This is a genomic window from Gemmatimonadaceae bacterium, from assembly GCA_020851035.1.
In the GTDB taxonomy this organism is placed as follows: Bacteria; Gemmatimonadota; Gemmatimonadetes; order Gemmatimonadales; family Gemmatimonadaceae; genus JACMLX01.
In genome coordinates, this window is sequence record JADZDM010000029.1 from 1 (window position 1) to 20,469 (window position 20,469).

Below are 20,469 nucleotides of genomic sequence, written 5' to 3' on the forward strand. Positions count from 1 at the left end.
ATGTGTTAAGCACGCCGCCAGCGTTCGTCCTGAGCCAGGATCAAACTCTCCAAGAAGAATTCAACCAGCTCTCGCGAACCGCTCACAACTCCCATTGCTGGACCATCATGAGACGGTCCGGAATCATTTACATCAGAGTTCAATCTCTCGCGCTGCGCTCTGCACGCCGTCGCTCAAACGAGATCGCCTCGCACATCCATTGTTCTCGATTCAATTTTCAATCAGCAGTTCCGGCGTTTCGCCGGGAGTCTTGAAGGATACCCGGTCCTGCAGCTCCCGTCAAGCCCGCTCGTGAAATTTCGCCTTGCTCGCTCTCGCGACCTCGTCCGGCCCCTTTCACGAGGGGATGCGAAAGTAGGCGATTCCCACGATTTCTGCAACCCCCAGCACGCACCGCTCGACCACAGACCCGAGCCCCCTGCCGCAGCCCCCATTCCGCCGCCATCGCCCACACCACCGACGCAATTGGTTGCGCGATGCGACCTGCCCCGCGTCATGCCCACACGCGCACAAAAAAAGCGGCGGTCATCCGGGGATGACCGCCGCTGCATGCTCCGAGTAGGACTCGAACCTACAACCTACTGATTAAGAGTCAGCTGCTCTACCATTGAGCTATCGGAGCGAACGACCTGCGACTGCTGCCACATGCGCCAGGAGGGAATCGAACCCCCGACCCGCAGCTTAGAAGGCTGCCGCTCTATCCAACTGAGCTACTGGCGCTTCACGGTGCCGCACGTCAGGTGCTCGTGCGGAGCAATCAGGTCGGGGCGGCCGGATTCGAACCGGCGACCTCCTGCTCCCAAAGCAGGCGCGCTACCGGACTACGCTACGCCCCGCACGAGCCCCGAGAGTAACCAATCCGCCCATGGTCGTCAACCGGCGTGCCAGCATTCCCATCAGCACAGCTGCGCCAACACGGCCGCCACGGCACGCGCGCGGTGGCTGACCTGCGCCTTCGCCGCAGTCGACGCCTGCGCAAAGGTGCATCCGAGATCGGCACTCATGAACCACGGATCGTAGCCGAAGCCGCCGTCACCCGCGCGCTCCGGGATGATCGTGCCCGCACTCCGGCCGGTCGTGACCACCACGCGCGTACCGTCCGCGAAGGCCGCCGCACAGGCGAAGTGCGCCGCCCACGGTGGAGCCCAGCCACTGTTCCAGCACGCGTCGAGCATCGCCTCCGCATTCGCCGCGTCCTCGCCGACGCCGACCGGCACGCGCCACCCCGCATCACGCGCAAACCGCCGGCTCCGCACGCCCGGCAACCCGCCCAACGCATCGATGCAGAGGCCGGAGTCATCGGCGAGGCACGGCTGTCCGGTGCGCGCGGCGAAGTGGCGGGCCTTCGCCACGGCATTCGCCTCGAAGCTGTCGAACACCTCGATGCCCGCCTCCGCCGCCGACTCGCTCAGGCCGGCATCCGCCAGCCCGATCGCGCTGATGCCGTGCGCCGCCAGCATCGGCACGAGTTCCGCGAGCTTTCCCCGGCTGCGCGTGGCGATCACCCACGCCGTCATGCTCAGCCCCTGGGTGCGGCGAGCGCCTTGCGCTGCGCGGCATCGAGCGCGGCGATACCCGACGAGGCGAGCGCCAGCAGCGCATCGAGCTCCGCCCGATCGAAGGTCGCGTGCTCCCCGGTCCCCTGCACCTCGACGAACCGTGCCGCATCCACCATCACGACGTTCATGTCCACACCGGCGCGCACATCCTCGGGATAGTCGAGGTCGAGCACGGGGAGGCCATCCACCACACCGACGCTGACGGCCGCCACGTGGTGGATCACCGGCGACACCTCGAGACTGCCCTGCGCGACGAGCCAGCCGAAGGCATCGGTCACGGCGACGCAGGCGCCGGTGATCGCGGCGGTACGGGTGCCGCCGTCCGCGAGCAGCACGTCACAGTCGACCTTGATGGTCCGCTCACCGAAGTCGAACCCGCTCAGCATCGCACGCACGCTGCGCCCGATGAGCCGCTGGATCTCCTGCGTGCGGCCGCCGACCTGCCCGCGCTCCCGCGACGTGCGCGTCCGCGTGGCACGCGGCAGCATGGCGTATTCGGCGGTGAGCCAGCCCTGCCGGCTGCCCTTTCGCCAGCCGGGCACGCCTTCCTCGACCGTGGCCGTGCAGAGCACCCGGGTTTCGCCGAAGGTGATCAGGCACGATCCCTCTGCATACGGCGTGACGGCGCGCTCGATCGTGACGGGGCGCATCTCGTGGAGCTGCCGGTCGTACGACCGGAAGAGTTCAGGCATCGGGGGAACCGGAGCGGAGTTTGGCGATGGTGGCCGTCGTGGAGTGCCCGGGGGTGAGCGGGATGATCACGACCTCGCCACCGCGGGCGCGTGTCTCGGCGGCGCCGACGACGGTGGAGGGATCATAGTCGCCCCCCTTCACGATCACATCGGGCTCCAGCAGGCGCACGAGCTCGAGCGGGGTGTCCTCGTCGAAGACGACGACGCAGTCGACGGCGTCCAGCGCCGCCAGCACGTAGGCGCGCTCGGCCGCACTGCGCACGGGACGCTCCGGCCCCTTGAGCCGGCGCACCGATGCGTCGCTGTTGATCCCGACGACCAGCGCGTCGCCGCAGGCGCGGGCGCCGTGCAGCACGTCGATGTGGCCGGGGTGGAGCAGGTCGAAGACGCCGTTCGTGAAGACCACGCGACCCGGCTGCGCCAGCCGCCAGCGGCGGGCGTCCTGCCAGGAGCGGATGTCGTCGAGCGGCGCGCGAGGCGTCACTCGGCGCGCTCCACGCTGAAGCGGTGCGTGACCGCGCGTGGACGCACCGGGAAGCGGATCGTGTCGGTGTAGGTCGCGCGGAGGCGGATCACGCCCTCGCGGCGCTCGACTGTCACGTCGTACGCGTCATCCGGCAGCTCGCCGATGGAATCGGCGGCGGCACGCATCCGGGCGCGCAGGCCCTCGTCATCGTCAGCCTTCGCGTGGAGCAGTGTCTGCCGCAGGGCATCCTCGTACTCGTAGACGCGGATGTAGACGCGGGCCGCCGGCCAGCCGAACACCACCGCCGCAGCCAAGATGGCGACCCAGACGAGGCATCCACCAGACCCGCTGCCACGGCGCATCACCATTGAGACTGGGCTCCCTCTATGACGTCGTTGACCAGCTTCACGATCGCCAGGCGGCGGCCCTCGGCTTCGGCGCGCTCGGCGTACTCGCCCTCGGCCGCCATGCCCTTGCGTGCCCACAGGACACGCCCCGCCACCTGGTCATAGATCTCAATATCGACCGTAAGCATCAGTTTCCGGCGAGCGGCCACCGATTGCGTCCGGTCCGCAGAGAAGGCGATCGGGATGTCCGGTTCGTAACGCGTGATCGTGCCGCGGACGACGGCACTGGCCTGCGCCTCGGCGGCCTCGCGGACACCGAGGCGGGCGCGCAGCTCGCGACGGAGCCGCGACATGAACTCCTGCTGCAGCTCGGCGGAGGGCGTCTGGTTCTCGAACGGGATGATGGCGACGGAGCGCACCGTGGCCGGAAGGCCCCCGCCCGCGAAGCCGTACATGCAGCCGCCGAGGCCCGGGGCGGCGATGGCCAGCAGGCCCACGGAAAGCAGCGCGGCGAGGCGCCTATGGCCGCCAGATCGAGGCATCGAATGGTGCGACGGAGTCCACCCGCGTGATCGTGAGTGTGAGCTGCCGGCGGGTCGGCGCATGGAAGTAAACTAGCGACCCGTCGTCGCGGCGTTCGAGGCGGTCGATGACCCGGTCACCCTGCGCCCGCTCGAGGCGCGTGATGCGCCGCCCGCGCAGCGCGAGGCGCCAGCGCGGCTCAGGGCCGATATCGGCGGTGACGGCGCTGTCGCTCCAGGCGACGAGGGTGTCGCGACCGGGCGGGATGGCGAAGCGCCCCAGCGCCGCCCACAGGAACGCCGGTGGCGGCAGGACGCGGCGGAGGGCATCCGGCGCGTCCAGGCGCATCTGGTCACCGATCACCCAGGCCGCACCGCTGCCGAGGCCACCGGCCACGAAGAGGTCCACGCGGGCGGAATCGGGAGCCGCGATCCGCGCCGCGCCCTCCCCGCGGATCTCGAGCTCCGCTTCCTGAAGGCGCCAGCTGAAGACGATGCGCTGGCGGTGTGGCGGCAGCTCGACGACCGGGAGCGGTCGTGACTGGGCGGCGGGTGGCGTGGCGTTGGGCAGCGGTGCAAGGCGTGGCGTGGTGCATGCCGGCAGCAGCAGCAGCGCGGTCCCCAGCATGCCGGCGAGCCGGGAGCGGCGGTGGGCAGGTGTCATCAGGGCAGCGGGGTCATGGAGCGCAACGCGTCACCCTGCACCAGCGCGTCCATCGCACGCTGGCCGGCGATGACCTGCCCGAACACGGTGTAATGGCCATCGAGGTGGGGCTGTGGTGCGAGGGTGAGGAAGAACTGCGAGCCACCGGTGTCGGGGCCCGCGAGTGCCATGCCGACGGCACCGCGACGGTACGGCGACCGGTTCAGTTCGTCCCTGATCGCATAGCCCGGGCCACCGGAGCCGTCGCCGCGCGGGTCGCCGCCCTGCGCGACGAATGCCGGCACGACGCGGTGGAAGCGCTGGCCGGTGAAGTACCCGCGCCGGGCGAGGGCGCTTAGGTGGGCGGCGGTCATGGGAGCCTGTACCCCGTCCAGCCGGATCCGGACCGCACCGCGCTCGGTGTCGAGCACGAGTTGCGGTGGCCGGCCAGCCAGGCTCGGCGCGATCACGTCGTGCACGATCCGTCGATACGACGCTGGTGATGCACCGCTTGTCGGCGCGAGCCGCCAGTGGCGCAGCGGCGTGACTGCCTCGACGCGGCGCCGCAGCAGCACATCCGCATCCGGTGCGAGCGCGGCCAGCGCCGTCACGGCCGAATCGCCGAACTGCGCGCTGTCGCGACGCCAGGCCGCAGCGATGAGGGCGAGTGCCGACTCGCGCGCGTCGGGCACGGAGTCGGCGAGGGCACGGGCGTAGCCCGCGAGCGCGAAGCCCACATCGGTGGCGCGTGCGCCGCGCACCCGTGCGTCGGTGATCGCCTGCCGAACCCCGGGGTCGGGATCCGACGCCGCCGCAGCCTCGATGCGCGCCCACCCCACGGAGTCGCGCACCGGTGCCGGAAGCGCCGCGAGCGCGCCAACCGACGCCGCGCGAACCGCTGCGTGTGCATCCGTTGCGCCGCGTGTGAACATGGCGGCATGCAGTGCCGGGCGTGTGGACGCGGCACCCTCGATCATCGCGACGCGGATCCGCGGATCAGGGTCGGCCGAGAGTGCGCTCCCGGCGCCTCGCTCGAGGCGCTCGATCGCACCGGCCTGCCAGGCACTCGCGAGCAGGCTTGTTCGCACCATGTGGGTCGTGTCGTCACGCCACCACTCGATCCATGGTGCCGCGTCGGCGCCAGCCACCCCACCGGCCGCCTGCGCCATGGTGACGCGCACGTTCACGTCACGCTCCAGTCGCCACGCCAGCGCCAGCGGTGCGGCGGCGAGGGCGCCGTAGGTGGCAAGCGCACGCACGGCTGCGACCCGCACATGCGGAGCGGGATCACGGAGCAGGGCGACGAGCCGTGCGCGCGCCGGGGATGCAGCATCCCCGTGCAGCGGCGCAGCGAGGAGGCGCGCGGCGAGCTCGCGGATGTCGGGAGCCGCATCGCGCGACGCCCGCAACGCCAGCGCCCCGCCGGCGTTGCGGCGGGCACGTGCGAGGGCGTACAGCGCCGCCCAGCGCTCGTCGTGCGAGCGGGCGGCCGCGAATGCCGCGGCCACGATGGAATCGGGAAACGGGTCCCACTTCCCCGCCACCCGCAGCAGCGCCGCGCGAACGGCTGGTGGTCGCGCGGCGGCCAGCAGCGCGGCGAAGCCGCCGCACTGCGCACCGAGCTCGCCGAGGGCCCAGGCGGCGGCCTCCCCGCCGCGTCCCGACGCCAGCGCATCGGTGAGTGGCCCGCACGCGCCAGCATCCGCCGCAAGCCCCAGCGCGAAGGCCGCGTCGCGCACGACCTGCGTGTCGCGTGCGGAGTGCAGCAGGCCGCGCAGCGCCGGATAGCGTGCCTCGATGCGGTTCATCCCGACGACCCGGAGCGCGGCGGCGCGCAGCGCGACGGTGTGCGACGCGAGCGCCACATCGATCACCGCGGTGTCGACGCGCCGCGTGTCATGCACCTCGAGCAGCGCCGCCCAGGCAGCCGCCGTGCCCGGGTCGAGGGTGGCGCGCTGCGCGTGGGCCGGCGCGGCATGGGTGGCCGACAGTGCGACCACGAGCAGCACCGCGCGGCACCGGTCACGCATCGTCCAGCCCCAGCATGCGGCGCAGCTCCGCGGGCAGCCTGGCGATGCGCCCATCCCGGTCGACCCCGACCAGCACGGTGCTGGCGGTCACGAGCCGTGTGCCGCGTTCCGCGTGCGAGATCACGTACCGGAACTCGACGGTGCGCGATCGCACCTCACCGAGCGTGGTGGTGACCCGCACCAGGTCATCGTAGCGCGCCGGGGCGTGGAAGCGGAGCGAGGCGTCGGAGACGGCGAGGCCCACGCCCAGCCGCTCGATCTCTGCGTACGGGCGCCCGAGCTGCCGGATCAGCTCCGTGCGGCCGACCTCGCACCACACGAGGTAGTTCGAGTGATAGACAACGCCCATCTGGTCGGTTTCCGCATAGCGGACGCGGAACTCGACTTCACAAGCGGGGGACGGCGTGGCGGCAGGCACGGGTGGCGTCGGGTGGAAGGACACGGGTGGGTCGCGGCGAAGTTGGATGACCCCGGCGGATTTTGTCAAAGCCGGCGCGGCGGACTAAATCTCCCCGCGTGACCGTCACTCCATGCTACATCCTCTCGGACTGCCACGTCGGTGCGGCGGCGCCCGAGACGACCGATGCACTCCTCGGCTTCCTGCGCCGGCTCCGCGGCCAGCCCGGCGCGCTGGTCCTCAACGGCGACATCCTCGACTTCTGGTTCGAGTGGCGCCGCTCGGTCCCGTCATTCGCCCTGCCGGTGCTCGGCGCACTGTCGGAGCTGCGCGCGTCCGGCATGGCGATCACCTGGATCGCCGGGAACCATGACTGCTGGGGCGGCGAGGTCCTGCGCACGCAGGTGGGGGTGACGTTCCAGACGGCGCCATTGCGCACCCGAATCGGGGGCTGGGACATGCTGGTGGAGCATGGTGACGGCCTGCGCGGCGAGGCCGACCGTGGCTACCTGCGCATCAAGCCGATCCTGCGACATCCGCTCTCCGTCTGGGCGTTCCGGCTGCTGCATCCCGACCTTGGCACGCGCCTCGCCCTCGGCACCTCGGAGGCGAGCCGCGTGCACAGCGCGGAGGACGATGGCGTGGGCCTGCGGAACGTGGCGCTGGGCCGGATGGCGGAGCCCGGGGGGCCGAACCTCGTGGTCTACGGCCATTCGCACGTGGCCGGGCTCACGCGCGCACCGCATGGCGGCGTGTACGCCAATCCCGGCGGCTGGGGTGCGGTGCCGCGGTACCTGGTGGTGACACCGGCGCGCGTGGCGCTGTTCGCGTATTCCGCGTCAGGCGAAGACCTGTGTCTCGACCATGTCCAGCACGGGGCCGATGAAGCGCTGCCCGACGCGGCGGAAGGTGTCGGGCGCATCGGTCACGACGAAGCGATGCGCGGTCGCAGCAGCGCCAGCTGACGCGGCGAGTCCGCGCTCGCGGAGGACGTCGCGCAGTGCGATGGCGGTCTGTGCGGCGGAGTCCACGAGCGTGACGCCCGGCCCCATGACCGACGCGATCACCGGGGCCAGCAGCGGATAGTGTGTGCAGCCGAGGACCAGCGTGTCGACGCCCGCATCGCGCACCGGCGCGAGGCAGGTCGCGGCGATGAGCTGCGTCGCCGGGTGGTCGAGCCACCCCTCCTCCACCAGCGGCACGAACAATGGACACGCGCATCCCGTGACGACGGCGTGCGGCGCGAGCGCCGCGATGGCGCGCGTGTACGCCCCCGAGGTGATGGTGCCGGTGGTGCCGATCACGCCGATCCGGCCGTTGCGCGTAGCCGCGACCGCGGCCCGTGCCCCCGGCTGCACCACGCCGATGACCGGCACGGCACACTCCGCCTGCAGCCGCTCGAGGGCGTGTGCCGTGGCGGTGTTGCACGCGATGACGATCGCCTTCACCCCCTGCCCGACCAGCCAGCCCGCGATCTCGCGGCTGTAGCGGATCACGGTCTCCGGGCTCTTCGGGCCGTAGGGCACCCGTGCGGTGTCGCCCACGTAGACCACGCGCTCGGCGGGGAGCGCCGACAGGATCGCGGCCGCCACCGTCAGGCCGCCGATGCCGGAGTCGAACACACCGACGGGCGCGTCGTTCACCAGCGCCACGACGCGCTGATGGTGCCGCCCCCCGGGGCATGCCGGATGGAGACGCGCGCGGGCAGGTCCCAGAGGTTGGCGGCGACGTAAGCGTCTGCGCCAGCGAGGACGTGGTTGAAGATCAGCACCGCGATCCAGTCCTCGAGGTGCAGGCGGCGGGCATTGACGAGGGTCTGTGGCACGGCAGGGATGCGTGTCACCGCTTCACCGAGCGAGGGATCACCCACGGCGATGGAGTCCAGTGTCTCGAGCGCCCGGGCGCGGCGCAGGTCGGCCCGCGACTTCATCACCATGTAGACCGCACCGGCCTCCGCCGTCGAGAAGAGCGTGGCGGCGGTGGTGCGCCGCAGCCCGCCCTGCCCCCATCCCGGCACCAGCAGCGAGCGCAGGAACGCGGCCTTCGGCGTGATCGGCGGCCGCAGCAGCGAGTCGGGAATGCTGTTGGGGAGGCGGCGGGGGGCGCGCCTGACGGCGGTGTCACGCGGGGCGGAGTCGCGGACAGCGCCGGGAGGGGGCAGTTGCCGCTGCGCCTGCGCCACGTGCGACGCCAGCACGAGGAGCGCGCCACAGCACAGGATGCCGCGTGCGAGGCTCCCGGTCACGGTGCGCGCCGACCCTCCGGACGGCACCACTCAGGCGCCAGGCAGGCTCACGATCGCCTCGATCTCCACGCGCACGTCGCGTGGCAGTCCGCGCACGGCCACCGTGCTGCGGGCGGGCCGGTTCTCGCCGAAGTGCCGTGCGTACACCTCGTTCATCGCCTGGAAGTCGCTCATGTCCTGCAGGAAAACGGTGGTCTTCACCACCTGCTGCAGTGATGCGCCGGCCTCGGCGCAGATCGCGGCGAGGTTCTTCATCACCTGCTCCGTCTGCGCCGACACGTCGCCGGGCACGACCGTCATCGTGGCCGGGTCGAGTGCAATCTGTCCGGCCGTGAAGAGCAGGCCGCCGACCGCGATGGCCTGGGAGTACGGGCCGATCGCGGCAGGTGCGGCCGGGGTACTGATGACACGCTTGGTCACGACGGATCCTCGGGAGGAATGGTGCGGGGACGATCTCCGGCGGTGCGACCGGCGCAGCCGGATCGGTGCGCGCGGGCGGCGACGGGCCACCTGTGCCGGGGCATGATACCACGAGCCCGAGCCCGCTGAAACCCTGCCGCCGTGCCGATTCGAGGTGTGGAATCTGCATGGTCGCACCACCCGCTGCATCGGTGGCGGGACCGGCCCGTCGTGTGCGAATCCGCCGCGGCGGGACGACTCAGGGCGTGGTGGGCAGCCGGAAGAAGCGCACCGCATTGCTCGCGGTCAGGGTGGCCATCTCTGCCGCGGTCGTGCCACGCACCTCGGCAAGTCGCGCCACCGTCCCTGGCAGGAACGCCGGCTCGTTGCGGCGACCGCGGAACGGCACCGGCGCGAGGTACGGCGCGTCGGTCTCGACCAGCAGCTGCGCGTCGGGGATCATCCGCACCACATCGTCCCGTTCCCAGTTCCGGAACGTGGCGATCCCGCTGATGGACACGAACCAGCCGGCATCGATGGCGACGCGCGCGAGCCCAGCCGACCCAGTGTAGCAGTGGAGCACGCCAGAGACACCACGCGCTGCGGCCGCGGTCAGCAGGCGCGCGGTGTCGTCCTCGGCGTCCCGCGTGTGGACCACGACTGGCAGGCCACACGCGGCGGCGAGGTCGAGCTGCGCCTGAAAGGCCTGCTGCTGCAGTTCACGGGGGCTGTGGTCGTAGTGGTAGTCGAGGCCGCATTCCCCGATGGCCACCGCGCCGTCGGCGACGAGGGCGCGGAGTTGTGGCAGGTCGCGCGCCGCATCGAATTGCTGCGCCTCGTGGGGATGTACGCCGGCCGTGAAGGAGAGGCGGGCGGGATCGGAGCGCGCCAGGTCGCGCGCCGCGGGCGTGGTCTCGCCGATCACGACGACGTGCGTGAGGCCGGCCGCCCACGCCCGCTCGAGGACGGCTGCGCGGTCGGCGTCGAAGCGATCGCCGGCGAGGTGGGCGTGGCTGTCGATCAGCATGCCGCGGTGGCCCGAACGACAAGACCGCCGCGCAGGGCGGCGGTCTGTCGGTGCAGCGCGGGACGCCGGTGCGTCACCGGGTGGCGACGGCGCCCGGACGCTTGGCCGCCGCATCCGCCGCGCGCGGTGCGGCACCGGCGGTGGACTTCCGCGGGAACTTCTGCTCGATCCAGAGCAGCACCGGGCCGGCGACGTAGATGGAGCTGAACGTCGCGACGAAGATGCCGAACGTCATCACCCATGCGAACGGGCGGATGACCTCGCCCGCGAACAGGAGCAGCGCCAGCGAGGCGGCAAACGTCGTCGCGTGCGTCATGATCGAGCGCGGCAGCGTGTCGTTGATCGACCGGTTCAGGACGTCGTAGAGTGCCGTCTTGCCGGACGTCTTGAGGTTCTCGCGGACGCGGTCGAAGATGATGATCGTGTCGTTCATCGAGTAGCCGAGCAGCGTGAGGATCGCCGCCACCACCGTCAGCGAGACCTCGAGGTGCAGGAGCTTGATGAACGCGAGGGTGACGATCGTGTCGTGCAGCGTTGCCACGACCGCAGCCACGCCGAAGCGCCACTCGAAGCGGAAGGCGAGGTAGATGAGCGTGGCGAGCGAGACGAGCACCATCGCGATGATGGCGTTGCGGCTCAGTTCCTCGCCCACTTTCGGCCCGATCGACTCCGTGCGGACGACCTTGTAGGTGTCGGCGCCGAGCGACTTCGAGAGCGCGGCGCGGATCTGGTCCTCGACCTTCTCGGCACCGGCGGCCTGCGAGGCGACGAGCGCCTTGTCCTGGGCCCGCACGGTGAACTCGTCGGCGGCGCCGTACTGCTGCACCTCGGCGCCGCGGATCCCGGCGGCATCGAGGGCCGCGCGGATCTTCGCCGCGTCACCCGACTGCGTGAACTTCAGCTGGACCAGCGTCCCGCCGGTGAACTCCACCGACTTGTTCAGCGGGCCGGTGATGGCGAAGGACGCCACGCCGATCAGCATGAAGACGCCGGTGGCGATGGCGGCGACCTTCCACCACTTGATGAAGTCGTACTTGGTGTTGTGAAAGATTCGCAGCATCAGATGCTCAGGGGCTTCGTGCCGCCGGTGCGGTCGAGCCAGACAAGGAGAAGGGTCCGCGTCACGAAGATGGCCGTGAACAGCGAGGCGGCGACACCCACCACCAGCGTCACGGCGAAGCCGCGCACCGGTCCCGTGCCGTACTGGTAGAGCACCGCACCCGAGAGGATCGTGGCGACACTGGTGTCGACGATCGCGCTCAGCGCGTGCTTGAAGCCTTCCTCGATGGACAGGCGGGCCGACTTGCCGCGGTCCATCTCCTCGCGGATGCGCTCGAAGATCAGCACGTTCGCGTCCACCGCGATGCCGACGCCGAGCACGAGGCCGGCCAGGCCGGGCAGCGTGAGCGTGGCGCCGAACGCCGCCAGCGCGGCCAGCGTGAAGAACACGTACAGCGCGAGCGCAACGACGGCGATGGCCCCGCTGAAGCGGTAGTAGCCGACCATGATCACGATCACCATCAGGATCGCAATGCCGAAGGCCAGCTTGCCCTTGTCGATCGAGTCCTGCCCGAGGCTGGCGCCGATGTTCCGGATCTCGGCCACCTTGAGCGGCACCGGCAGCGCGCCGGCCCGCAGCACCAGCGCGAGGTCCTGCGCCTCCTGCAGCCCGGCGCCGCCGAGCGTGATCTGGCCGTTGCGGCCGATCGCACTGTTGATCGTGGGCGCAGTCATCACGCGGTCGTCGAGCACGACGGCCATGTTGTCCTTCACGTGCTTGCCGGTCTCACGCCGGAAGATCCGCCCGCCTTCCGAGTTGAACTCGAACTCGACGATGTAGCCACCCTCGAGCGGGTTGTTGTTCGGCTTCGCGTCGGTGAGGTACTCGCCGGTGATGATCGGCTTGGCGTCCAGCACATAGAGCGCGCGAACGGTGGGCTGGCCCGGTGCGCTGATCGTGTCGGCACCGAACCGGATGACCTTGCCCGGTGCGATCGCGGCCTGCACGACGGTGTCGGCGAGGTAGCGCGTGAGCGCCGGCACGTCGCTCTCGCGGACGTAGTACTGGCCCGGGAAGCCGCCGGCCTGGATCATCTTCGTGATCGGGCCGTTGGCGTCCTTCGCGACGCTGTCCGGTGCCGGCGCCTTGGCCGTGTCGGTGGTCGCCTTCTTCGCGGTGTCGCCGCTCAGCAGGCCACTCAGCGGCGCCGCGGCCGAGGGCCCAGCCGCCGGTGTGGTGCCCGCCGGCGCACTCGCAACATCCAGCCGGCGACTGCGCACCGCCGCATCCATGCGCGGCAGCGACTTGTCGAGGGCGTTGCTCTCGTCGGTGATCTGGAACTGCAGGAACGCGGACTGCTGTACCACGTCCTGCGCGCGCTGCTGGTCGTCGATGCCGGGCAGCTCGACGATGATGCGATCGTCGCCGGCCTGCTGCACCACCGGCTCGGACACGCCGAACTGGTCGATGCGGTTGCGCACCGTCTTCAGGGCGCGGCCAAGCGCGTCCTTCTTGTCGGCCACGGTTCCCTTGCTCTCGTCGATCTCGAGCGCCATGTGCATGCCGCCCTGGAGGTCGAGACCGTACTTCAGCGGGAACTGGCGCTTGATCGTGTTGACGGACGTGCCGTCAGGCTTCGTCTCGCGCACCGTGGTGGCGCGCGGGAAGAGGGCGAAGACCGAAAGCCCGATGGCGGCGGCGATCAGCAGGAGGCGGGACCGCAGACTGTTCATGCCCTGCAGCGGAAGAAGGAAGGGGCGTACGGTATACAGATAGCCGGTTAAGCTAGCCGGTTCAGGCGAACCGGGTCAACGCAGTCCGGGCTGCTTCACGATCTGCGGCAAGCTGGCCGGTCAGTTCCGCGATGCCGGCGAAGCGCCGGATCGGCCGGATCGGGGCCACCAGGTCCACCCGCACCGGGGCGCCGTAGAGGTCCCCGGAGAACTCGAACAGGTTCGCCTCGACCGTGAGCCTGGCGTCGGACACGGTGGGCCGGCTGCCCAGGTTGACCATCGCGCCGTGCGCGCCGGCCGGTGTCTGGACCACCGCCGCATAGACGCCGGCAGGCGGGAGGAGCTTGCGGGGGTCTGGCTCCCCGAGGTTGATCGTGGGGAAGCCGATCAGCCGTCCCCGCTGGTCGCCACGCCGGACGACGCCGGTGAGTGAGTACCGGCGCCCCAGCCCCCGTCGGGCGGCCTCCAGGTCGCGGTCCCGGATGGCCGACCGGATGCCGGACGACGACACCACGGTCCCGTCCGGGAGCGACACCGGGGCGACCTGCTCCACCGCGAAGCCATCGGCGGCGCCCAGCGCCATCAACTGGTCGCGCCCGCCGGCCCGGTCACGCCCGAATCCGTGGTCGTGGCCGACGAGGAGCGACGCCATGCGGAAGCGCGGCCGGAGCACGAGCCGCACGAACTCGGCCGCCGTGAGGGCCGACAGGCGACGGGTGAACGGCATCACCGCGCAATAGTCGATCCCGATGGTCGCGAGCGCCTCGAGCTTCTCCAGCCCCGGTGTCAGCAGCAGCGGCACGGCGTCGGGGCGCACGATCTCCGTGGGGTGCGGCGCGAAGGTCACCAGCACGCTGGCCATGCCGCCGGCGCGCGCCGTGGCCACCAGCCGCTGCAACACATCGAAGTGGCCGCGATGCACGCCATCGAACGTGCCGACCGTCACGGCGCTGGCGTGCACCGTGTCCGGCAGCCCGCACCCCGCCGCGACGTCAGGCATCACGCATCACGACGCGCGGCTGCCAGCGGTCGCCGATGCGCTCACCCAGCGCGACGAGACCGCCATGGTCAGCCGACACGAGTGCGACATGCGTGACCGGGCGATCGGGCACGGCAGTGATCGCGATGTCGAGGCCACGCCGGATGCGGTGCACCTCGTCGTGCGTGAGTGGCACCTGGGGCAGGTGCGGGACCGCGTCGAGGGGCGGCCGGAGTTGCGGCGGTGTGTCTCGCAGCGCGAGCACGGCCTGTGCGTCCCTGACCGCGAACGCACCGGCTGCCACGCGCCGCAGCGCAGACAGGTGGGCGGCACTGCCCACGGCGCGGGCCAGGTCACGGGCCAGCGAGCGGACGTAGGTCCCTCCCCCGCACACGATCCGCACGTCACAACGGTCGCCATGCCACGCCAGCAGGTCCCACGAGTGGACGGTGATGCTGACGGGCTTGAGGTCGAGCATGACGCCGGCGCGCGCCGCCTCGTACGCGCGCTGTCCGTCGATGCGCTTGGCCGAGTAGGCTGGCGGCACCTGCTGGATCACGCCGGTGAGCGCCGGGAGCGCCGCCCGCACGGCGGCCTCGGACGGTGGCGGCGCCTCGCGCGTCACGGCACCCAGCAGGTCCTCGGTGTCGGTCTCGCGGCCGAACTGGATGGTGGCCTCGTACACCTTCGGCTCACCCGGCAGGTACGGCAGCAGGCGGGTGGCGCGGCCGGTGAGGAGCACAAGCAGCCCGGTCGCGAACGGGTCCAGCGTGCCGGCGTGGCCGATGCGCTTCTCGTGCAGCGCCCGGCGGGCGGCGAGCACGGCGTCATGCGAGGAGATGCCGGCGGGTTTGTCGAGGAGGAGGAGCCCGTCAGTCGCCGCGGTCGTCATCGTCACCGGCGCTGGTGGTCTCGACGGGCGCGTCGGCTGCGGCCCCGTCGGGCCCGCTCGTCTTGATCTGCGCGAGCAACGTCTCGATCCGTGCGGCGTAGGCCACGCTCTCGTCCACCTTGAAGAAGATCTCGGGGGCGGCGCGCAGCCGCAGGGCGCGCCCGATCGGCCCACGGAGCTGCGGCGCGAGGTCACCGAGCCCCTCGCGCGCGCGCAGTTTCGCGTCGTCATCGCCAAGGATGCTGACGTATACCTTCGCCGTGCGGAGGTCGCGGGACACCTCGCACCCGGTGACGGTGACGAAGGCGCCCGTGATCCGCGGGTCCTGCACGTCGCGCGAGAGCACGCGTGCCACCTCTTCCTTTATCGCTGCGGCCACCCGGTCGGGGCGGCGTTCGTTGCCGGCCATGGAACTCTCCTGTGCGCGGTCACCCGCGCGTGCGGGTCCCTGACGCAGTGGCCCCCGCAGTGCACGAGCACCGAGGGGGCCACGCAAAGGATTCAGCGCCTCAGAGCGTGCGCGCGATTTCCTCGGTGCGGAAGCACTCGAGCACGTCGCCGACCTTGATGTCGTTGAAGTTCTCGATCGCGATGCCGCACTCGTACCCCTCCTTCACTTCCTTCACGTCGTCCTTGAAGCGCCGGAGCGACGAGATGCTGCCTTCGTACACCTCGACCCCGTCCCGGATCACGCGCATCTTGCCCTGCCGGTTCATCATGCCGCTGCGGACGATGCAGCCGGCGATGGCGCCGAGCTTCGGCACCTTGAAGACCTCGCGCACCTCGGCCTCGCCGTAGATGACCTCGCGCTGTTCCGGCCGGAGCATGCCCTCGAGCGCGGACTTCACGTCGGAGACGGCCTCGTAGATGATCCGGTACAGCTTGATGTCCACGCCCTCGCGCTCGGCCGCCGAACGCGCCTTGTTGTCCGGGCGCACGTGGAAGCCGACGATGATGGCACCGGCCGCCTTCGCGAGCAGGATGTCGCTCTCGGAGATGGCACCGACGCCGCGCGAGATGACCTCGACCTGGACCTCGGCATTCGACAGCTGCTGGAGGGCGTCGGCGAGTGCCTCCGCCGGGCCGCCCTGGTCGGCCTTGATCAGCATCTTGAGCGTGCGCTTCTCGCCCGAGTTCGCGGCCGCCATGAAGTCCGCCAGCGACACCGACGACTTGGTGGTGCGACGGCTGCGGGCCTCGCGCTCCAGGCGCTCGCGCCGCTGCGCGATCTCGCGCGCCTCGGCGGCATCCTCGACCACGACGAACTGGTCGCCGGCCATCGGGACGCCGGTCATGCCGAGCACCTGCACCGGGATCGCCGGGCCGGCGGACTTCACGATCTTGCCACGCTCGTCGAGCAGCGCACGGACGCGCCCCGAGAAGACGCCGCAGATGAAGTCGTCGCCGACGCGCACGGTCCCATTCTGGATCAGGACCGTGGCGACCGGCCCCTTGCCCGGGTCGAGCTGGGCCTCGACCACGGCACCCTGCGCACGGCGCGCCGGGTTGGCCTTGAGGTCGAGGATCTCCGACTGCAGCAGGATCTGGTCGAGGAGCTGGTCGACGTTGGTGCCCTTCTTGGCCGAGATGTCGCTGGCCAGGACGGTGCCGCCGAAGTCCTCGAGGATGACGTTCTGCTGCAGCAGGTCCTGGCGCACCTTGGCCGCATCCGCGCCCGGTGCGTCGATCTTGTTGATCGCGACGACGAGTGGCACGCCGGCGTTCCGGGCGTGCGAGATCGCCTCGATGGTCTGCGGCATGACCTTGTCGTCGGCCGCGACGACCAGCACGACGATGTCGGTGACCTGCGCACCGCGCGCACGCATGGCCGTGAAGGCCTCGTGGCCCGGCGTGTCGAGGAACGTGATCGTCTTGCCACCGGCCAGCGTGACGTGGTAGGCGCCGATGTGCTGGGTGATGCCGCCCGCCTCGCCGGCGACCACGTTGGCCTTGCGGATGTAGTCGAGCAGCGACGTCTTGCCGTGGTCGACGTGCCCCATGATGGTGACGACCGGCGGGCGCGAGACGAGGTCCTCGGCGGCGTCGATGATCTTGTCGGCTTCCTCCTCGACCGCGTATTCCTCCTCCTTCACGGCCTGGAAGCCGAACTCGCCGGCGATCAGCTCGATCTGGTCGAAGTCGAGGCGCTGGTTGATGGTGACCATCAACCCGAGGTGCTTGAACGCGAAACCGACGATCTCGGTGGCCGGCACCTTGAGGATCTGGGCCAGCTCGGAGACGGTGATGAACTCGTTGACGCGCACGGTGGTCCGCTCACGCTCGGCCGCGGCGGCACGGAACGCCTCCAGCTCCTCACGCGACGCGGAGTCATCGAAGCGGCGGCCGCGACGTGCCGGGCCGCGCAGGGCGCTCATCGTCTTCGAGATGTTCGCATCGACGGCGGCCTGGTCGACCGAGCCGCGCTTGCCCTTCTTGCCGCCACCGCGACGCGGGTCACCGCCGGCACGCGGCGGTCCACCGGCACCGGGGGCACCGCCGCCGGGGCGCGGCGCGCCACCGCCGGGCGGGCGTACGGCCGGCCCGCCGAAGGACGGCGTGGCCGAGGCGATCGGGCGGGGTCCACCGAAGCTGCCGCCCTGGCCCGGACGACCGCGCGGGGGCAGTCCGGCGCCGGCGGCGCGCGGGCGATCCGGCAGGCCGGCGGACGCTGGACGGAGCGGCGGTCGCGAGGGCGGTCCGCCCTGCGCGCCGCTCGGCGAGGCACTGGCGTACGGGACCGGCATCGGCTGGGACGGCGACGCACTGGCGACCGGTGCCGGTCGCAGCTGCGACGGCGCCGACTCAGGGGTCGGTGACGCGACGGGGGCGATGTACGCCGCCTCGTGCTGCCCGGGCTCGTCGGGTTCCGACGAGTAGGTGACGGGTTCGGCCGGCGGGGCTGGCGCCTGTGCTGCGGCAGCGGCGGCCGCCTGCTGCTGCACCGCTTCGGCGGCGGACACCGCCTCGGCCTCGGCTGCGGCAGCCGCGTCATGGATGGCCTGCTGGGCCGCGACATCGGCGGCCTTGCGGCGACGTACCGCCGGCGCGCCGTGCTCGTGGCCGTCGGTGGTTTCGGCCGCAACGGCGGGGGCTGGCGTGGCAGGCTCGGCAGCGGGGGCCGCTGCGCCCTTCCGGCGACGCGCAGCCGCCGGCGCAGGTGCGGCGGCCTTGGCCTGGCGGGCGCGCTTCTCGCGCTCCCACCGCGCCCGGATCCGCGACACCTGGTCATCGGTCAGCCCGCTCTGCGGGCTCAGGACCGGCACATCCATCGAGCGCAACATGGCGATGACCTCGTCCACGTTGATCTCGAATTCGCCAGCCATATCCACCACGCGCAACTTGCTCAAACCCAGCCTCCGAAAGTCACTCCGAGCGCCCGGTGTCGAGCCCGATGGCTCGAACGCCCCGCGCCAACCCTGCGTCGGTGATGCCGACCGCTGCAGTCTGCTCGCGCCCGAACGCGGCGCCCAACTCGTCCGCCGACAGCACCTCGATGATGTCGACGCCCTTCGCCCGCAACAGCGGCACGACCTTCTCCTTGCTGTGCCGGGACGCATCCTGCGCCACGACCGCCAGTCGGACCGTGCCCTTCCTCACCGCCACACGCACCTGCTCGACCCCGACCACCACCAGCCGTCCCCTGTAGCCCAGCCCCAGCAACGCGAGCAGCTTGCGCCGTCCGGCGTCGTCGTTCAGGCCTCAGCCCCTTCCGCTGCGCCACCCTCCTCGGTGGCGTCATCGGTGGTGAGCTCGTCGAGGATGCCCATGATCCGGTCCGCCTCGGCGGGCGCGATCCCCGGGAGCTTCAGGAAGTCGGTGCGCTCGAGATCAATAATATCGTTGAGCGTGCGATACCCGCCCGCCTCAAGCACGGCGACGGTGGCCATCGACAGCCCCTCGAGGGCCGACAGCGGCACGTCGGCCACCGGCTCCTCGGGGAGCGGCGCGAAGCCGGGCCCGCCCTCGGTGCGCTCGACCCACTCCCGGCTCGAGTACAGGTCGATCTTCCACCCCGTGAGCTCGGACGCCAGGCGCACGTTCTGGCCATTCCGCCCGATCGCCAGCGAGAGCTGGTCCTCGTCCACCACGGCCTGGATGGTCTTGGTCGCCGGGTCGCTGAACACGCGTGCCACCTTCGCCGGCGCGAGCGCCAGCTTGGCAAAGCGCTCCGGGTCGGCGGACCAGGGCACGATGTCGATGCGCTCGCCGCCCAGCTCGTTCACCACGGCCTGGACGCGTGCGCCCTTCAGGCCCACGCAGGCGCCGACCGGGTCGATCGCGTCGTCGCGCGAGAACACGGCGATCTTCGTGCGGCTGCCGACTTCACGCGCCGCGGCGCGGATCTCGACCACCGACTGCTGGATCTCCGGCACCTCGAGCTTGAACAGGGCCTGCACGAACAGGGGATCAGACCGGCTGAACACGAGGCGCGGGCCCTTCGGCGTGTCCTCGACCTTCTTCAGCACGGCGCGGATCGTCTCGCCCTGATGGTAATGCTCGCGATGATTCTGCTCGCGGTACGGGATGATCGCCTCCGCCTCACGGTGGCGGTTCAGCATGAGCACGAGCTTGCCGCGCTCGATCTGCTGCACCTCCCCCGAGAAGAGGTCGCCGACGCGACCCGAGAACTCGTCCTTGATCTTGGTGCGCTCGCCCTCACGCACGCGCTGCAGGATGCGCTGCTTCGCCGCCTGCACCGCGGTGCGGCCGAACTCGGCGAACTCGATGGGCGTCTCCATCACGTCGCCGACCTCGAAGCTCTCGTCGAGGAAGCGGGCTTCCTCGAGCGTGACTTCGCGGACCGGATCGGTGACCTCGGCCGACACCGTGCGCAGGCGCACGATGCGGATCTCGCCCTTCGTCTCGTCGATCTCGACCTCCGCATCCACGGTCGGGCCGTACTTGCGGCCGAGCGCGGCGAGAATGCCATCCTGCAACAGCGCACGCAGCTCCTCGCGATCCATCTGCTTGGAGTTGGTGAGTTCCTTGATTGCGTTCAGAATATCCATCGCGATCGCCTCTTCCTGCTATCGATTCCAGGTGACAACCAGCCGCGCGCTTTTCACGTCGGCGAGTGCCACCCGATGTTCCGTTCCCTGGTCATCCTTCACGATCCCCGTCTCGACGCCGGCCCCCTCGTCGATCCCGACCAGCAGGCCCTCGACCCGGCTGCCCGTGAGGGCGCCACTCGTGACGGCGACCCGCCGCCCCGCGAAGCGCCGCCAGTCGGCAGCATGCCGCAGCGGGCGATCCATGCCCGGTGACGACACTTCCAACCTGTACGTCTCAGCGACCAGTCCGCTCCCATCGAGCACGGCCTCGATCGCGCGGGAGACAGCGGCGCAATCGTCGATGGTGACCTTGGCGCCGTCAGGGCGGTCGATGCGCACCTCGAGCAACGGCCGGTTACGGGTGCCGCCGCCAGTGAGCGAGAAGAGCTCGAAGCCCGCCTGCGTCACTGCCGACTCGACGACCTGCTGCACAGCTGCTGCGATGGGTGCCGCCACGATCCGACCTCTCACACGCGATCTTTCAGGAA

At 70.9% G+C, this 20,469-nt stretch carries 21 protein-coding genes and 3 tRNA genes; all 24 read right to left on the bottom strand.

Annotated features, from left to right (window positions below; translation table 11 throughout):
* Window positions 1–550: 550 nt before the first annotated feature.
* Window positions 551–622: transfer RNA gene (locus IT355_19540), tRNA-Lys, on the bottom strand.
* A 24-nt stretch (window positions 623–646) separates the two neighbouring features.
* A tRNA-Arg gene (locus IT355_19545) sits at window positions 647–720 on the bottom strand.
* Window positions 721–762: 42 nt separating this feature from the next.
* Window positions 763–836: transfer RNA gene (locus IT355_19550), tRNA-Pro, on the bottom strand.
* A 60-nt stretch (window positions 837–896) separates the two neighbouring features.
* The gene (locus IT355_19555) at window positions 897–1,517 is read right to left on the bottom strand and encodes a non-canonical purine NTP pyrophosphatase (GenBank protein MCC7055477.1); all 621 of its coding nucleotides are present in this window, start codon (window positions 1,515–1,517) and stop codon (window positions 897–899) included.
* Window positions 1,518–1,519: 2 nt separating this feature from the next.
* Window positions 1,520–2,251, bottom strand: coding sequence for a ribonuclease PH (rph, locus tag IT355_19560; protein MCC7055478.1), 732 nt, complete (start codon window positions 2,249–2,251; stop codon window positions 1,520–1,522).
* Window positions 2,244–2,735, bottom strand: a complete 492-nt coding sequence (gene rfaE2, locus IT355_19565; GenBank protein MCC7055479.1) for a D-glycero-beta-D-manno-heptose 1-phosphate adenylyltransferase — start codon at window positions 2,733–2,735, stop codon at window positions 2,244–2,246. The genes rph and rfaE2 overlap by 8 nt, the downstream gene beginning before the upstream one ends.
* Window positions 2,732–3,085 carry a hypothetical protein gene (locus IT355_19570; protein ID MCC7055480.1) on the bottom strand — a complete coding sequence of 118 codons (354 nt, stop codon included), beginning with the start codon at window positions 3,083–3,085 and terminating at the stop codon, window positions 2,732–2,734. Before IT355_19570 ends, rfaE2 begins: the two co-directional genes overlap by 4 nt.
* On the bottom strand, window positions 3,079–3,561 hold the full coding sequence (locus IT355_19575) for a hypothetical protein (protein MCC7055481.1): 483 nt from the start codon (window positions 3,559–3,561) through the stop codon (window positions 3,079–3,081). The genes IT355_19570 and IT355_19575 overlap by 7 nt, the downstream gene beginning before the upstream one ends.
* A gap of 22 nt (window positions 3,562–3,583) precedes the next feature.
* Window positions 3,584–4,249 carry a hypothetical protein gene (locus IT355_19580; protein ID MCC7055482.1) on the bottom strand — a complete coding sequence of 222 codons (666 nt, stop codon included), beginning with the start codon at window positions 4,247–4,249 and terminating at the stop codon, window positions 3,584–3,586.
* The gene (locus IT355_19585; protein ID MCC7055483.1) at window positions 4,249–6,258 is read right to left on the bottom strand and encodes a peptidylprolyl isomerase; all 2,010 of its coding nucleotides are present in this window, start codon (window positions 6,256–6,258) and stop codon (window positions 4,249–4,251) included. Before IT355_19585 ends, IT355_19580 begins: the two co-directional genes overlap by 1 nt.
* Complete coding sequence (locus IT355_19590; GenBank protein ID MCC7055484.1) at window positions 6,251–6,607, bottom strand: acyl-CoA thioesterase; 357 nt, start codon at window positions 6,605–6,607, stop codon at window positions 6,251–6,253. The genes IT355_19585 and IT355_19590 overlap by 8 nt, the downstream gene beginning before the upstream one ends.
* An 887-nt stretch (window positions 6,608–7,494) precedes the next feature.
* Window positions 7,495–8,298 (bottom strand): glutamate racemase, encoded by an 804-nt coding sequence (locus IT355_19595; GenBank protein MCC7055485.1) that lies wholly within the window; start codon window positions 8,296–8,298, stop codon window positions 7,495–7,497.
* Window positions 8,295–8,900, bottom strand: a complete 606-nt coding sequence (locus IT355_19600) for a hypothetical protein (protein ID MCC7055486.1) — start codon at window positions 8,898–8,900, stop codon at window positions 8,295–8,297. The genes IT355_19595 and IT355_19600 overlap by 4 nt, the downstream gene beginning before the upstream one ends.
* A gap of 30 nt (window positions 8,901–8,930) precedes the next feature.
* A complete protein-coding gene (locus IT355_19605; GenBank protein MCC7055487.1) occupies window positions 8,931–9,509 on the bottom strand; it encodes a RidA family protein in 579 nt (192 codons plus the stop codon).
* 49 nt (window positions 9,510–9,558) lie between these two features.
* On the bottom strand, window positions 9,559–10,326 hold the full coding sequence (locus IT355_19610; GenBank protein ID MCC7055488.1) for a TatD family hydrolase: 768 nt from the start codon (window positions 10,324–10,326) through the stop codon (window positions 9,559–9,561).
* A 73-nt stretch (window positions 10,327–10,399) separates the two neighbouring features.
* Window positions 10,400–11,386 carry a protein translocase subunit SecF gene (secF, locus tag IT355_19615; protein MCC7055489.1) on the bottom strand — a complete coding sequence of 329 codons (987 nt, stop codon included), beginning with the start codon at window positions 11,384–11,386 and terminating at the stop codon, window positions 10,400–10,402.
* Window positions 11,386–13,059: a protein translocase subunit SecD gene (secD, locus tag IT355_19620; GenBank protein MCC7055490.1), complete on the bottom strand. Its 1,674-nt coding sequence runs from the start codon at window positions 13,057–13,059 to the stop codon at window positions 11,386–11,388. The genes secF and secD overlap by 1 nt, the downstream gene beginning before the upstream one ends.
* 61 nt (window positions 13,060–13,120) lie before the next feature.
* Window positions 13,121–14,059, bottom strand: a complete 939-nt coding sequence (gene ribF / locus IT355_19625; protein MCC7055491.1) for a riboflavin biosynthesis protein RibF — start codon at window positions 14,057–14,059, stop codon at window positions 13,121–13,123.
* Entirely contained in the window at window positions 14,052–14,936 is an 885-nt protein-coding gene (gene truB, locus IT355_19630) for a tRNA pseudouridine(55) synthase TruB (GenBank protein ID MCC7055492.1), read from the bottom strand. Before truB ends, ribF begins: the two co-directional genes overlap by 8 nt.
* Entirely contained in the window at window positions 14,911–15,339 is a 429-nt protein-coding gene (gene rbfA, locus IT355_19635; protein ID MCC7055493.1) for a 30S ribosome-binding factor RbfA, read from the bottom strand. Before rbfA ends, truB begins: the two co-directional genes overlap by 26 nt.
* 100 nt (window positions 15,340–15,439) lie before the next feature.
* On the bottom strand, window positions 15,440–18,277 hold the full coding sequence (infB, locus tag IT355_19640; protein ID MCC7055494.1) for a translation initiation factor IF-2: 2,838 nt from the start codon (window positions 18,275–18,277) through the stop codon (window positions 15,440–15,442).
* A 16-nt stretch (window positions 18,278–18,293) separates the two neighbouring features.
* Window positions 18,294–18,560: a ribosomal L7Ae/L30e/S12e/Gadd45 family protein gene (locus IT355_19645; protein MCC7055495.1), complete on the bottom strand. Its 267-nt coding sequence runs from the start codon at window positions 18,558–18,560 to the stop codon at window positions 18,294–18,296.
* Between the two features lie 62 nt (window positions 18,561–18,622).
* Window positions 18,623–19,939, bottom strand: a complete 1,317-nt coding sequence (gene nusA, locus IT355_19650) for a transcription termination factor NusA (protein ID MCC7055496.1) — start codon at window positions 19,937–19,939, stop codon at window positions 18,623–18,625.
* 18 nt (window positions 19,940–19,957) lie between these two features.
* Window positions 19,958–20,437 (bottom strand): ribosome maturation factor RimP, encoded by a 480-nt coding sequence (locus IT355_19655; protein ID MCC7055497.1) that lies wholly within the window; start codon window positions 20,435–20,437, stop codon window positions 19,958–19,960.
* Window positions 20,438–20,469 lie beyond the last annotated feature (32 nt).